The sequence below is a fragment of the Sulfobacillus thermotolerans genome, assembly GCF_039623705.1.
In the GTDB taxonomy this organism is placed as follows: Bacteria; Bacillota; Sulfobacillia; order Sulfobacillales; family Sulfobacillaceae; genus Sulfobacillus; species Sulfobacillus thermotolerans.
Window position 1 is genome coordinate 419,364 of record NZ_CP133983.1, and the last position, 14,143, is coordinate 433,506.

The window sequence follows — 14,143 nt, forward strand, 5'->3', positions numbered from 1 at the left end:
GGCGATCTGCACCGGAAAATGAGTCTCTTGGGGACGGGATATTGAGTATGGTGACCTTAGGCATTGATCGTCTATTAATGGAACCCGAGCGTGTACAAGGACGTAGGGTGGGCTTGGTCAGTAACTACAGCGTGTGTGATGGGCAGTTGCAGCCTGTCATTGAACGTTTGTATCAGGCGTTTGGGCACGAACTGCTGCGATTGTTTAGCCCTGAGCATGGGCTTTATAATGCCGCACTGGAAGGGGAACACGTCGCCTCAAGCCGTGATGGGCACACAGGGCTTGCCGTGCAGAGCTTATATGGGGAGGTAAGAAAACCGGACCCGAGCATGCTTCGTGGGTTGGACATGGTGATTTTTGATTTACAAGATATCGGTAGTCGATATTATACCAATTTAAGCACGCTCGTGGGTGTGATGGAGGCGTGTGAAACGGCAGGGGTGAGCCTTCTGGTTTTGGACCGGCCCAATCCCATTGCCGACCGCGCCGAAGGATGGCTGGTAGAGGAGCAGTGTCGCTCGTTTGTGGGAGCGGTTCCCGTGCTAGCGCGCCACGGACTGACGCTGGGAGAAATCGCGCGATGGCTACGCCGCACGCGCTTTGTAGGGTTGGATCTGTCGGTGATGACGCTTGGCGGGTGGAACCCGAAGATGTACTGGGATGAGACCGGTCTACCTTGGGTGCCGTCATCGCCCAATACGACCGGACTGGATATGATGACGCTTTATCCTGGCACGTGCTTGTTTGAAGGGGTAAATGTCTCGGTCGGCCGCGGGACGGCTAAACCGTTTGAGATGATTGGAGCCCCCTTTATTGACGGGTTTGCCTTGGCGGATGCTTTTAATCATTGGGATATGGCGGGGATCCGGGCGCGGCCGGTCTTCTTTGTGCCGTGGCGTTCGCAGTACCAAGGGACGTTATGCCAAGGCGTACAGCTGCATGTGACCCATCGGCGTCAAGTCGCGGCATGGCGCGCGGGGGTCATGTTACTATATCAACTTTTGAAAGATTACCCGGATAAGGTGGAATTTTTGAATCCCCACCAGCGAGGTCCCTTGTTTTTTGATCTGTTGGCCGGTTCGGAGGATTTGCGCACGGCCCTATCTTTAGGCCATATTGAGGAAATTTTTACCCGAGAGAGCCATGAACGCGCGCGCTTTATGGAAGAAACGGCAGAGGACCGCTTATATGGAACGACCGACCCCAAGGAGGTGGGACTGTGATTGATTCGGGATTACGGGACCTTATTGGACAAGTATTGGTCTGTGGATTTGCAAAAGATATGCTCGATGATCATGCACGTCGCTTAATTGAAGAGCATCATGTGGGAAATATTATTCTTTTTTCCCGTAATATCCACCATGTGGAACAGGTGCAAAAACTTACCGCAGATTTGCAAGACTTGGCGCGCGCGAATGGCCAAACCCATCCGCTTCTGATCTGTACAGATCAAGAAAATGGCTTAGTGCGCCGCCTGAGCCCCGATGTGCCGGGATTGCCAGGCAATATGGCGGTGGGGGCCAGTCATGATCCGGCACTCAGTTATCAAATCGGCATCATGACCGGGAAGCTCTTGGCCGCTTGCGGCATTAATATGAATTTGGCCCCGGTATTGGACATCAATAATAACCCGGAAAATCCCGTGATTGGTGTGAGGTCTTATGGCGATAACCCGCAGGAAGTGAGCCGACTGGGGACGCGTATGATTCAAGGCTTGCAGGAAACGGGGGTGATTGCCTGTGCTAAACATTTTCCTGGCCACGGGGATACGCAAGTCGATTCCCATCTCGACCTTCCTATCATCCGTCATTCGTTCGAACGTATGCAGCGTACCGAATTAGTACCGTTTGAAGCCGCTATCGACTCGGGCGTGCGTGCCGTGATGACGGCGCATATTGTATTCGAACAACTTGACCCCGAGCGGCCTGCAACGATATCTCCTACCGTGTTAACGGGCCTTTTACGCGAGCGCTTGGGGTTTGAGGTTCAAGAATCTGGCCAAGGTCATCTGCCCGTGATGGTGGAAGCGATAAGCGATGATGTGACACCAAAGGAGTTGGGGTCTGATGATTGAGCTCGAAATCTTTCAGACAGCGTCTGATGCGGCCCACCGCGTCGCGGAACTCGCTTTGGAACAGGTCGCGGCGCGGCCCGCATCGGTTTTGGGACTGGCGACGGGCTCGACGCCTATTGCGATCTACCAAGATATTGTGCGCCAAGTTCGGGCTGGGCGCGTTGTATGGGATCAGGTGACGACATTTAATCTTGATGAATATGTCGGCCTTTGTGCCTCCGATCCGCATTCTTTTACCTATTATATGCAACAGCATCTCTTTGGGCCGTTAGGCATGCGGAAACAGAAATGGTTTATGCCTCCGCATTGTGGGCCCGATTTAGCTCAGATAGCACCACGTTATGACCAGACAATCGCTGATCATGGCGGCATTGACTGGCAACTGTTAGGCATTGGACGCAATGGGCATATTGGCTTTAACGAACCGGGGACACCCTTTGATAGTTTGACGCATGTGGCGACCCTTTCCGAATCTACGCGCCAGGCTAATGCCGCGTGGTTTGATGGTCATTTGGATGATGTGCCGCAACAGGCGGTGACCATGGGACTGGCCACAATTATGGCAGCTGGCACCATCGTGTTAGCCGCTTTTGGGGAGAGCAAGGCGTGGGCATTAGAGAAACTATTGAAAGAGCCTCCCACGCCGGCTGTGCCGGCGTCGGTGTTGACGCAGCATCCTCATGTCCTTGTGATTGCCGATCAAGCCGCAGCGTCGCGTATCAATGCCTTGGCGGGGCGCGCAGGAACCTAATGTTTCAAAACTCCAAGCCGTCTCGGTATAATATGATGGGGTGACTATATGGCGGCTGGCACGACAACATGGAAGTCAGGATTGGCGGCTCTGACGTGGACGCATTTTATGAATGATGGGCTGGCTAATTTTCTGCCCGGGATTTTGCCTTTTTTAGCCGTTGATCGCCATATGCCGTTGCCTCTCGTGGGATCGCTTATGACGGCACTCTTACTGGCTCAGACTCTTCAGCCGTTGTCAGGATTGTGGGCGGACCATTTGGGAGGACGGCGCCTTATTTTAGGTGGAGTTTTGTTGACGGCGTTAGGAGCCCTACTGCTCAGCATTTTTCATCGGCCTCTGGTGATGATTATTGTTTTGATTTTAACGGGGCTAGGCAATACGCTCTTTCATCCGCAAGCCTTGTCCCAAGCCCGCAAGTTGGCGACGGTCCATCCCGGACTTTTCATGTCCGTATTTTTAGTCGGCGGCGAACTGGGGCGGGCCCTTTCTCCGGCTGCCGCGGGATATCTGGTGGGACACATGGGACTGACGGCATTGAGCCTCATGGCTCTGCCGTTGTTGGTGTCATTGCCGGCGCTGTTCCGGTACATTCCATTGGGCACGTCTTTGCACAAAGCGCGCTCGGCCACGTTTCACTGGCGTGGACACGGACGTCGGGCCGGATGGCTCATTGGCTTTTCGTCGGTACGGTCCGCAACGATTTATGAAATTGTGACATTGTCGCCTATTGTATGGCATGCGCGAGGCGGCTCTTTGGTCAGCGCTGCATCGTTAGTGACCGTCTTTATTGGCGTGGGAATTGCGGGCAATCTTTACGGCGGATATTTAAGTGCCAAGACGGGGCGCCGTCCCATCGTATGGGTCACCACAGTGTTGGCTGCGGTAGCGTTAGCCTTGTATATTGCCTTGCCCCAAGCTTATTTATGGCTTATTTTATCCGTGCTCGGTGTGGCCTTATTTGGTACGTCATCTTTGACGATGCTCATGGGACAAGATATTTTTCCAGACAATCCGGCTATGGGCTCCGGAGTGGCGTTGGGATTGGCCAATGGCCTAGGGGCCTTAATGGTAATGCCGCTGCAAACGCCGGAAAACCAGACCGTCGTCATTGAACGCTCTATTGGACGGCCGGGGAGGGTATTGTCATCGCCCTATGTTGATAAGATTTTAGCGCAAGAACAGCAGGTGACCCAACCCGAAGACTTGTGGCCATGGGTAGCGGGAGAGAAAAATGCGGCAGCGGCACTAAATGGGGATTGGGACCAGGGCTTTGCCTGGGCCGGGCAGGTTACCGGCTTAATTACAGATATTCCGACGGTCAGACAATTGCTCGACCGAATGGAGCGAGAGGCGGTAGATGCGTGGGATCAACTCAACCAGAACATGTCGACCAACCGATAAGCCCTTTGTCGCGTCGGCTGATTGTGGTCGGCTTGATGCTGGCCATGGCGCTTGCGGCAATGGATGGAACCATTGTCGCGACCGCCATTCCGACGATCGTTCATGACTTAGGGGGATTTTCGTTGTTCCCTTGGGTTTTTTCTATTTATTTATTAGTGCAAGCGGTGATGGTGCCCATTTATGGGAAGCTGGCCGACCTGTTTGGCCGAAAACCCATGCTAATGGTCGGCAGCGCCATTTTCTTATTGGGTTCTGCGTTGTCTGGATTGTCGGGCAGTATGATTGAGCTTATTGTGTTTCGGGGCATTCAGGGTATTGGCGCCGCGGCGATTATCCCGATTTCGACCACAATCGTGGGTGATTTGTTTGGGCTTCAAGAACGGGCTAAAATGCAAGGGTACCTGTCCAGTGTATGGGGCATATCGGCGGTGGTAGGGCCAGCCATTGGCGGATTTTTGGTTGAGTACGCGTCGTGGCACTGGATTTTCTATATTAATGTGCCCATAGGCCTTGCCGCGCTGTTCATGATTGGGCGCTATCTTCACGAACGGCTTGCGCCGCATGCGCACCGCATTGATGCTTTGGGAGCGAGTCTGCTCTTGATTGGCACCGGGGCATTGGTCTTAGGCCTTTTAGAAGGCGGTGTGGGGTGGCCGTGGCTGTCCTGGCCAAGTATCATGGTCTTTGCCGTGAGTATTGTGTCTTTGGGCATATTCTACGGCCACGAAGGGCGAACCTCAGAGCCGATATTGCCGATCTGGGTTTTTCGCCACCGCTTTATTGCCTTAGCCAATGCCGGTAGCTTGGTCGTGGGTGTGGTATCAATGGGGCTTAGCTCCTATTTGCCTATTTTCGTGCAAAGTGGGCTGGGCAGTACACCATTAGTCGCGGGGTTTGCCTTGGCGGCAATGTCCATTGGTTGGCCTGTGGCTTCTGCCTTATCCGGAAAGTTGTATTTGCGCATTGGGTTTCGGGGGACAGCGCTCATTGGTTCGAGTGTCATGATCTTAGCCAGCTTGGGCTTTTTAGTTCTTACCCTGCATTCCGCCCCATGGCAGGTGGCGCTGGCATCGTTGCTGATGGGCGCAGGGCTTGGACTCAACTCCACATCACTATTGGTCGGCGTGCAGTCGATGGTGGCATGGAATCAACGCGGCGTGGTGACGGGGAGCAATATGTTTACCAGGACTCTAGGGTCTACGGTCGGTGTTGCGATTTTTGGCACGCTGGTTAACGCCTTTTTGCTGGGGTGGTTGCGTCGGGCTCCTAGGGCGATTGCGCACATATTACCGCCTGGTTTAAATGTGGCGGCTTTAACGTCAGGAACTCAGACACATCTCAATATGCCGCAATCGGCGGTGTTCTACGTGCGTCAAGGCTTATATGGGGGCATTCACCAAATTTTTTGGGCTTTATTGTTGGTGAGTGTGCTCGCTATTGCATTAGAGTGGTGGCTGCCTAAGACGCATCAGCCTCAAGAAATCTCGTGATTAAAGAGCGCCGAGCAGGAGGCTCATAATGGAGGATATGGTGGAACCGATATTATTTATTTTTACCGGCCCTTCAGGTGCGGGCAAGGGGTCGGTGATGCAAGCGCTGCTAGCAGACGATCCCTCCTTGCGTAAGGTGGTGACGTATACGACGCGTGCGCCACGAGACGGGGAAGTGGATGGATTTGATTACCGTTTTGTGACGACGGAACAGTTTCAGGAGTTGATTGCACAAGGGAAGATTTTTGAATACGAAAACGTCTATCGCGATCATTTTTATGGGTCGCCGCGCGAACTGTTTGTGGAAGGCCATGACGGAATTATTGAGCTTGATTACAAAGGTCGGCTCAAATATCAGGAACGGCACCGCCGTGTTGTGTCGATATTTCTGTTACCACCCAGTTTGGACGAACTTAAAAATCGGATTGTGGCACGGTCGGCTGTCTCGAACCTTGGAGCGCGGATGGATAATGCGGTGGAGCAGTTGCGCCATGCGAAGAGCTATGACTATATTGTGCAAAATACGGATTTAAGCGTCTGCATCGCTCAGGTGCAAGCAATTGTTGCGGTAGAGCGGGCTCGACGATCGGGACAATATGCCTTAGACCATATGATGCACCAGTTGCAGGATGAGCGCTAAATGCGAATTGCGTTGTTAGCGGATGCCGGTAGTGTGCATACCCAGCGCTGGATTCAAGGACTCCAAGAGCAGGGGCATCGTGTGGTGACTTGGTCACAGCGTCCGGGTCCGGTTGGAGACATTCGACGTTTGCCGCCTCCGCGCCGCGGGCGGTTAGATACGCCGGCGGCGGTGTGGCAAATTCGCAAGCAAGTCATGGCTTTCCATCCTGATGTGGTGCATGCCCACTATCTTTCCCATTACGGGCTTTTAGGCGCTGCAGCGCACCTCGTCCCGCTGGTCGTGTCTGTATGGGGGGCCGATATTGAGTGCTTTCCGCACAGTCGTGGGCGGCTCACCCGAAGTCTTGTCCAATGGATTTTGCAAAGAGCCGATGCGATTACGGTTTCTAGCCAATATCTTCAAAAGGTGACCCAACAATATACCGCGAAACCTATTGCCATTATCCCGTTTGGCATTGACTTAAATCGATTTCGACCTCAAGCGCCCAATACTGGCCCCCTGCGTTTTATTATCAATAAGGCACTAGAGCCGGTGTACGGGATTGACATCATTTTTGAAGCGCTGCGCCATGTCCAGGGCCCTTGGCAGGGACGGGTGTTGGGTACAGGCAGTCAAGAGCAGAGGTTGCGCCAAATGGCGCACGACGCAAGTTGGGATGACCGTCTGCAATGGCGTGGCATCGTACCGGCGTCTCGGTTGCCAGAAGAACTGGCATGGGCCGATGTGGGTTTATACGCGTCACGGCGTGAATCATTTGGGGTGGCACCATTAGAAATGATGGCCTTGGGACGAACGGCTATCGCACACCGGATCGGGGGACTGGGTGAGGTGATTGATGACCACGTCAATGGCCTGTTGGTGGATCCCCAAGTCCCGGGTCTGTGGCAGCAAGTGCTACAGCAAGCGGTCAAAGATCCGGATGCGATTCGTCTGTTGGGCGCGCAAGGGCCTGCTTGGGTCGCCAAACGGTATGATTTTGCTCATAATTTAGGACAGATACAAGAGCTCTACAGACAAGTGCAACGAAAGGCAGGATAAAAGATGGATATCGTCGTGGTCAGTGTAGACCGGTCTCGACCAGATGTCGTGATCGCCAATACCTCGGTGGATTTATTGCATTGCCGTATTACCATGCCGAAAGCGGCGCTAGCAAAGTTGGGCTATAAGGCGTATCGCCCCAAGTTGTTACGACCCGTCATTGACGCCTTGATTGCGCGGCAAATCGCCCGTCATAACGGGGTATTGCCGCTGGGGGGCATTGTGTTGGATGAAAACGACCTTGAGGATTTGCCTGTAGCCCCGCCCGCCTAGGTCAACGGCCCGGGCGAGGCTAAGCTCTCCAGCGTACGGTACTGGCCTTGATAGAACAGTAGCGGAGGATCCTCCGATAATACCGCCATGTCCTCGACGCGGCCGAGCACGACAGAATGGTCGCCCCCAGGGTAGATCGCCTCAACGCGGCAGGCGATATAGGCCAGTGCTGCGGCGAGATAGGGAATGCCGTGAGGCGCTGGAATTAGCGTGAGATTTTCAAAGAGATTAGCCGGAGGGTGCGGGTTGGCAAAGCGGGTACTCAGTTGACTCTGGGAGGCCTTTAAAATATTTACGGTAAAAGGAGCCCCCAGTGTCATGGCTGTGTGCATGCGGGCGTTATGATCGACCGATATCAAAATCAGCGGCGGATCCAATGACACCGATGTCAAGGAGTTCGCCGTCATGGCATGCAAATCGGGCGTCAATTCGGCCAAAATGACGCTAACCCCTGTGGCAAAATGTCCCATAGTTTTTCGGAAAAGTTGGCTATTCACCATGATAGTCCTTTCTAGCTGACATTCTCATGGTATCATGGGCTCAACGAAATGAAAACCCGCGGACATGGGGTGAGCGGGCAGAGAAGAGGTGCGCGATGCTGGTTTCTCGGTCAACCGAAATCTATTTATTAGCGGGAGCGCGTACGCCATTTGGAACCTACGGTGGCACGCTAAAAGACATCGATTCGACAGAACTTGGACGTATTGCGGCAGAAGAAGCGATCCGGCGTGCGGGGTTAGAGCCGGCTCACATGGATTTTGCGATTGTTGGCAACGTGCTGCCTTCCAGTCCCGATGCGGCATATACCGCGCGCCACGTCGCGCTTAATGCGGGAATGTCTTTGAGCGCCCCGGCTTTGACGGTCAATCGCCTGTGCGGGTCGGGTCTGCAAGCTGCCATATCGGCCGCGCAATCTCTCGTGCTTGGAGAAGGGCAGGTGGCTCTGGCAGGGGGAACGGAGAATATGAGTCAAGCGCCTTTTCACCTCCGCAATAGTCGGTTTGGCGTCAAGGCTGGGGCGCCGGTGTTGACCGACGGGTTGCTTGATGTGCTTACGGATATGGGGTGCGGTTTAGGGATGGGAGCGACGGCTGAAAATCTCGCAGAACAATATGGCATCACGCGGGAAGCCCAAGATGCCTATGCGGCGCTGAGTCAAGCAAGGGCCTACCAGGCGCAGGTGTCGGGGCGTTTGCAAGAAGAAATTGTTCCCGTGCCAGTGCGCGTCAAAGGACAAATCACGGAGTTTGCTCTTGATGAGCACATGCGTCCGGGGACGACTGTCGAAACGTTGGCGCACCTGAAGCCAGCCTTTAAGACACCCGGTACGGTCACGGCCGGCAATGCATCGGGTATCAACGACGGCAGCGCCATGTTGGTTTTAGCGACCGGTGATTTTGTGCAGGCCCATGGATTGCGCCCTTTGGCTCGGATTGTCAGCTACGGCGTTGCGGGGGTCGACCCCCGGATTATGGGCATTGGCCCCGTTCCTGCCTCTCGTATTGCCCTGGAAAATGCCGGGCTTGATATTGAAGACGTGGGGCTCGTCGAAATCAATGAAGCGTTTGCTTCCCAGTATTTAGCCGTCGAACAAGAACTAGGGCTTGACCGAGACAAAACCAACGTCAATGGCGGCGCTATTGCGTTAGGGCATCCCGTCGGCGCTTCCGGCGCACGCTTGCTTCTCACGCTAGCCCTGGAGATGCGCCGTCGTCATCAACAGTTTGGCCTTGCGTCACTTTGCATTGGGGGTGGGCAGGGGATTGCGTGTGTGATCGAATCCGTCTAAAGACCAGCTTATTGGTGATGGGGTACAAGGCGTAAGCCTTCGATGTGGTTTGTAGGTCCATGAGGGGTCATACCGCCTACGAGCCATATGACTGACCCGGTGACGAAGGTTCCAAAGCCCGATAGCGGCGTCGGGAGCGTGACGGAGGAACGGTAGAGGTGTTGGTGATGAATAAACCAGATGGTACTCAAGGGGCGAGAACCGTGCATACCACCTAAGAGCCACACATTGCCTCGGACACAAACTAACCGAGCATTTTCGAGGCCAGATGGCAACCGCAAAGTCGCTACCAGATGATGGCTGTCTCTTGCAAAAATCCAAATGTCGGGGTTGTCCTGCCCTTGAGTGGTGAGACCCCCAGCGACCACAAGAAACTGCCGAGATACGGCTATGGCAGGGTTTTCAACGGCGAGTGGCAGATGACCCCAAACGCTAAAGTGTCCCCGGTGAAGACGCCAGATGAGGCGAGAGAGGCTTGGGGTGCTTTGCCCTCCCGCTATCCACGTTGATCCGCGGGGCCCTATAGCGGTTCCCGCATAGGCTAACGCTTCAGGCAACACATGGGGTACGGTGTGTCCACTAGCGACAGCCACTCCGGCAGTGATGGGCTGCGCGTGTTCAACGCCGCCTGCGACAATGAAATGACCGTGCGAAACCAGCATGAAGCTTCCGCGTGCAAAAGTGCCCGAAGGGCCTTGGATGAGTCCTTGAGGGGTAATCGTAGCGGAGAATGAGCTCAGCCCTTGAGAATTGTGGCCCCCTGCCATCTCTAAAAGGGAGCCTTGAGCAAGCGAAGCAAATCCCCACAAGGGTTGGGGAAGATCAAAGCTTGTGGCCTGGAGTTGACGGGTGGTTGGCCAGCTTTGGATGAGGGGAGGGTTTAGGGATCCTTGGTGCATACGCTGTGATGCGTTTACGATGCGGCTGGGGCGAAAGCTGAGAATATGCACACCCCATCCGGCCACGCCCACCACCGCGAGCACAAACACAAAAAACCGAGGCTTAATGCGCCGCTTAGAAAACCGGTGCGTCATGAGGGAACAACCTCTACGGTTTGAATGTCCGGCAAGGGGATTGTGACAATATCGCGATTCTCAAGGACGCCTTCTACGTTCATGAGCGTGATATGAATGGGCAATAGGCGTACTGGGTTCTTGTCGCCAATATGTTGAATGACCACCCACTGTTGCCCTCTTAAGGCGCGAACCAAAGCGCGGTGCAAGGTGCTGTCAAACGGCGTGGTTAAAAAGTCGTCATAGGCTAAATCATCTGGGTCGTCATATTCTTCGATGTGGGGGATGACGGGGACTCCCGATTGTTCGAGCGCTTTGAATAAGGCTTTGCGGTTATCCGCCCGGACAATGAGATCGGTCGGCGATAGGCGGGCGATTACAAAGTGCTGCAGAATTTTCTCAGCTGCCACAGAATCCTTGGTATCTTCGCTGTGCAAAAGGGTAGCATGCAATAGCCGGTGACGCGTCAACTGTTTGAACCAGTCTTGGATATTGTGCTGCAAGTTGGTGGGAATATCGACGCGCGCCATGTGCTTTAACTCAGCGAGATAGGTGGTGGCATCCCATTGCTGCATAACGGCTTGGGAAATGGCAGGGCGGTCAATGTGGTAAACTGTCATCAAATCATATTTCACCAATTGCGCCATGCTGCTGATTGTCCATAAAACGTAGGGGGAGGTTTCCGGAGGAGCTAACACATCGCCCGTGGGTTCAATCAGCAGGGTTCGCTCTTTCTCAGCTAACAGTTGCTGGCGAAATCCTCCGTAATAATAAGCATCCGTCAATCGCCCTAAGAAGCGGCCGTGATTCTCCCAAATCCCGGCGGCAATGAGGCTGGCCAGGGAATATTCGAGGCTATAAGAATCATAGGCTCCTGGGATCTTAGATCCAGCCCTGAGCTTCGAGATCTTTCCACGGCATGTCAAACCGTTTGGGGCCAATAAGGGAGAAGACGTCGTCAGCGCGGCCGTCTTCACGAATCAACGTAGCGGTTAATCCCAAACGGCGACGGGCTTGCAAACTCGCCGTCAGACGAAATACGGGTGCAGGCAGTAGATGCACTTCGTCGTAGATAATTAAGCCCCAATCATGGTCATCAAGGGCCGCAAAGTGCACAAATTCTCCCTTTTGGCGGTGGCTAAGAATTTGATAGGTAGTCAAGGTCACAGGGCGGATCACCTTGGTGCGCGCGCTGTATTCGCCAATCTCTTCGGGGGTCAGCGTGGTCTTGTGCAGCAATTCGTCACGCCATTGGTGTAAGGACGCAACAGACGTGGTCAAAATCAGCGTGTGGGCCTGGACCTTCTCCATGGCGCCAATGCCAACCATCGTCTTTCCCGCGCCACATGGCAGGACCACTACACCACTACCGCGGTCAATCCCTCCGTCTCCCCAAAAAGCACGAATAGCGTCTTGCTGGTAATGGCGTAAAGTAAATGGTTGACCATTTGGCTCACGCTCACGTAAGGCGATGGTCAAGGGGAGGCCCGGCGAATAGCCCGCGCGGTCATCGGCCGGCCAGCCGATTTTGGCCAAGGCTTGCTTTAGGAGGCCCCGGTGGCTGGGATCAATGCGGTATCCAGGGTGCAAGGCTTCGCCTAAATACGGCTGCACCGCCTTTTGATGGGTCAACTGCGTCAACAAATGGGAGTCGTCCGATGTCAACCACAAGCCGTGGCCGTCTGGAGAGATTTCCAGACGGAGTTTGCCATAGCGGCGTCCTTGGTCCTCAATAAAGGTGATAACTTCCTGAGGAACCGGATATTGCGAAAATCGCGTGAGTCTGTCTAAGATTGTGGCCGTTGTCATCCCAGAGGCGACGGCATTCCACAACGATAAGGAACTGACTCGGTAGGTGTGAACGTGTTCCGGGCTTTTGACAAGCTCGGCAAATCCTACCAAACTATCGCGTGCTTCCTCAAACAGGGCGTTATCGACTTCAAGTAATAAGGTGCGGTCTGATTGAACAATAAGAGGTAGACGGTCCACCAAGGCCCTCCCTTAACTGACAACATGATAAAGATATTGTACAAAATTGCACTGGATGTATAAGCGCCTTCTTCCCCGAGGACACAAATAGACAAGTCCGCCGCGTTGAGCATAAACGTATCGACAGCGCCGTTGCCGACGGCGATGACGTGGCTTAAACGCCGCACGTAGCGCTCTTTATCCTCGCCGGTCTGAATCATGACCGGGGTAATCCCGGTGATGCCAGCGATGACGTCCACCCCGCCATGAGTGCCGGCGGTGAGAATATGTACCTCGAGGTGCGTGCTCAATTCCTGCAAGGCGATAGCCAAGGTTTCGCTGATATGGCCATCGGTAGCCAGTGTACCATTAAGGTCAAAGACAACGTGTTCATAGGTTTGTTTGCCGATGCCAGGAATATTGATGGTCATGGCCACGTGGAGGCCCCCCTTATCGTACTTCTTGTCCGCATTGTAGCATATCGCTCAGGGACTCACAGGGCAAATACTCCATTCTAAGCCGTTTCTTGTCGGGGTACTAGTCGAAGAAAAAGGGCTGAATGGTATCAGCCCATGTGGTTATTGCTGCTCATTGTCTGGATGATTGGCAATGAGTTTCTCAATTTCGCTGATGCGGTCTGCGATGTCAGCCTGTTGGGCTTCAAGGTGTCGTTTCATGCTTTTCAGGCTGAGTAAATCCTCGGGATCAAAAAACGGATTGGGCATCATGCCTCCGCGGTGATTTCTGCGTCCTCCTTGCATGCCGTGTCCGCCATGTCCCATGTTGTGGTGCATCCCGTGTCGTCCTTGGCAACATTGTTCTGCGTGGTTCATCATCGCAATTTCCCCTTTTTCGGTAGATTGTATTGACTCATCCGGATCAAGGTGGTAAATAACGGCTTCCACTTGTTGCAAATCCTGTGCCGTCAATTTTTGTCCGGGGATGAGATAGTGCCCATCGACGAGAAATTTGAGCGATAGGCCTAGATATTTGGCCGCATCGGCGGGACTAAGGGGGCCATTGGCATCCCACAGAGGTTCTGGTGGCAACGCCTTTCCCAATTGAAGCGCCAAGCGTTGAACATCTTCATATTTAAAACGCCGATGTTGAACTTGTCCTTGACCGATGCGGTAGGTCGGCAGACTGTATTGTTTGGCATACCACCGCACCGTGGCGGGCGAAACACCAAGCAGTACCGCGACTTCTTGGACACGTAAGTAATGGCCAAACATGTTCTCACCTCCCTTGCAGTATATACCGAAGGTTATTCCATTACAAGAATATCCTATAAATAAATTTATGATATTCTAGACAACCAGAAGGCGTTGCGATGAATCACAATGTCAAACGTCCAGAACCCGATGGGCAGATCGCTCAATGTTCCGAGAGAATTGGCAGGGGGTCCTAGAGTTCTCGATTAAGGGCCTGTCGATCCGTGTTCGGGTCGCCCGCCGCCGCGTAAACCTTCTTGTGCGACCAGGAGGCTAAATTTAGTCACAATAGGATTCTCTCTATGCTGTTTATACATAAAGAAAAGAAAGAGGGATGCTAGCGAGCGCGCTAGTCGTAATCTGTACGAATCTCATATTGTCAACCGGTGTTTCTTCACCTCACGGTGGCAACAAGAACGGAGTTTGTATCGCGGGGCTAAATTCGCCGTCTCAAGCACGGATAATCATTCTCTCTTTAGAACAGGAAAA

At 53.7% G+C, this 14,143-nt stretch carries 15 protein-coding genes; 9 read left to right on the forward strand and 6 right to left on the reverse strand.

Annotated elements, in window-relative coordinates; translation table 11 throughout:
• The first annotated feature begins 47 nt into the window (after window positions 1–47).
• From ORD20_RS01995 to ORD20_RS02030, 8 genes are read left to right on the forward strand one after another with little or no spacing between them, the layout of a single operon-like run.
• A complete protein-coding gene (locus ORD20_RS01995; protein ID WP_103375767.1) occupies window positions 48–1,223 on the forward strand; it encodes an exo-beta-N-acetylmuramidase NamZ family protein in 1,176 nt (391 codons plus the stop codon).
• Entirely contained in the window at window positions 1,220–2,074 is an 855-nt protein-coding gene (locus tag ORD20_RS02000; protein ID WP_430626473.1) for a glycoside hydrolase family 3 protein, read from the forward strand. The genes ORD20_RS01995 and ORD20_RS02000 overlap by 4 nt, the downstream gene beginning before the upstream one ends.
• Window positions 2,067–2,825: a glucosamine-6-phosphate deaminase gene (locus tag ORD20_RS02005; RefSeq protein ID WP_103375769.1), complete on the forward strand. Its 759-nt coding sequence runs from the start codon at window positions 2,067–2,069 to the stop codon at window positions 2,823–2,825. The genes ORD20_RS02000 and ORD20_RS02005 overlap by 8 nt, the downstream gene beginning before the upstream one ends.
• A gap of 48 nt (window positions 2,826–2,873) precedes the next feature.
• Window positions 2,874–4,229, forward strand: coding sequence for an MFS transporter (locus ORD20_RS02010; RefSeq protein ID WP_430626474.1), 1,356 nt, complete (start codon window positions 2,874–2,876; stop codon window positions 4,227–4,229).
• Window positions 4,190–5,719 carry an MDR family MFS transporter gene (locus ORD20_RS02015; RefSeq protein ID WP_242968550.1) on the forward strand — a complete coding sequence of 510 codons (1,530 nt, stop codon included), beginning with the start codon at window positions 4,190–4,192 and terminating at the stop codon, window positions 5,717–5,719. The genes ORD20_RS02010 and ORD20_RS02015 overlap by 40 nt, the downstream gene beginning before the upstream one ends.
• Before the next feature lie 28 nt (window positions 5,720–5,747).
• Window positions 5,748–6,359 (forward strand): guanylate kinase, encoded by a 612-nt coding sequence (locus ORD20_RS02020; protein ID WP_242968551.1) that lies wholly within the window; start codon window positions 5,748–5,750, stop codon window positions 6,357–6,359.
• A complete protein-coding gene (locus ORD20_RS02025) occupies window positions 6,360–7,400 on the forward strand; it encodes a glycosyltransferase family 4 protein (RefSeq protein ID WP_103375773.1) in 1,041 nt (346 codons plus the stop codon).
• A 3-nt stretch (window positions 7,401–7,403) separates the two neighbouring features.
• On the forward strand, window positions 7,404–7,673 hold the full coding sequence (locus ORD20_RS02030) for a hypothetical protein (RefSeq protein ID WP_103375774.1): 270 nt from the start codon (window positions 7,404–7,406) through the stop codon (window positions 7,671–7,673).
• On the opposite strand, the gene ORD20_RS02035 is transcribed toward ORD20_RS02030, so the two are convergent.
• A complete protein-coding gene (locus ORD20_RS02035) occupies window positions 7,670–8,173 on the reverse strand; it encodes a flavin reductase family protein (RefSeq protein WP_103375775.1) in 504 nt (167 codons plus the stop codon). The two genes, ORD20_RS02030 and ORD20_RS02035, sit on opposite strands and share 4 nt — an antisense overlap.
• A gap of 95 nt (window positions 8,174–8,268) precedes the next feature.
• Between ORD20_RS02035 and ORD20_RS02040 the strand changes: the two genes are divergently transcribed.
• On the forward strand, window positions 8,269–9,462 hold the full coding sequence (locus ORD20_RS02040) for an acetyl-CoA C-acetyltransferase (protein ID WP_103375776.1): 1,194 nt from the start codon (window positions 8,269–8,271) through the stop codon (window positions 9,460–9,462).
• Window positions 9,463–9,470: 8 nt separating this feature from the next.
• Here ORD20_RS02040 and ORD20_RS02045 read toward each other — a convergent pair whose 3' ends face one another.
• The 5 genes from ORD20_RS02045 to ORD20_RS02065 all read right to left on the reverse strand — a co-directional run bounded on the left by ORD20_RS02045 (window position 9,471) and on the right by ORD20_RS02065 (window position 13,675).
• The gene (locus ORD20_RS02045) at window positions 9,471–10,496 is read right to left on the reverse strand and encodes a hypothetical protein (protein WP_103375777.1); all 1,026 of its coding nucleotides are present in this window, start codon (window positions 10,494–10,496) and stop codon (window positions 9,471–9,473) included.
• Window positions 10,493–11,260 (reverse strand): helicase-associated domain-containing protein, encoded by a 768-nt coding sequence (locus tag ORD20_RS02050; RefSeq protein ID WP_430626475.1) that lies wholly within the window; start codon window positions 11,258–11,260, stop codon window positions 10,493–10,495. The genes ORD20_RS02045 and ORD20_RS02050 overlap by 4 nt, the downstream gene beginning before the upstream one ends.
• A gap of 97 nt (window positions 11,261–11,357) precedes the next feature.
• On the reverse strand, window positions 11,358–12,464 hold the full coding sequence (locus tag ORD20_RS02055; RefSeq protein WP_430626476.1) for a helicase-associated domain-containing protein: 1,107 nt from the start codon (window positions 12,462–12,464) through the stop codon (window positions 11,358–11,360).
• Window positions 12,371–12,880: an HAD family hydrolase gene (locus ORD20_RS02060; RefSeq protein ID WP_430626477.1), complete on the reverse strand. Its 510-nt coding sequence runs from the start codon at window positions 12,878–12,880 to the stop codon at window positions 12,371–12,373. The genes ORD20_RS02055 and ORD20_RS02060 overlap by 94 nt, the downstream gene beginning before the upstream one ends.
• Window positions 12,881–13,021: 141 nt before the next feature.
• Window positions 13,022–13,675 carry a MerR family transcriptional regulator gene (locus ORD20_RS02065; RefSeq protein ID WP_103375782.1) on the reverse strand — a complete coding sequence of 218 codons (654 nt, stop codon included), beginning with the start codon at window positions 13,673–13,675 and terminating at the stop codon, window positions 13,022–13,024.
• Window positions 13,676–14,143: the final 468 nt, after the last annotated feature.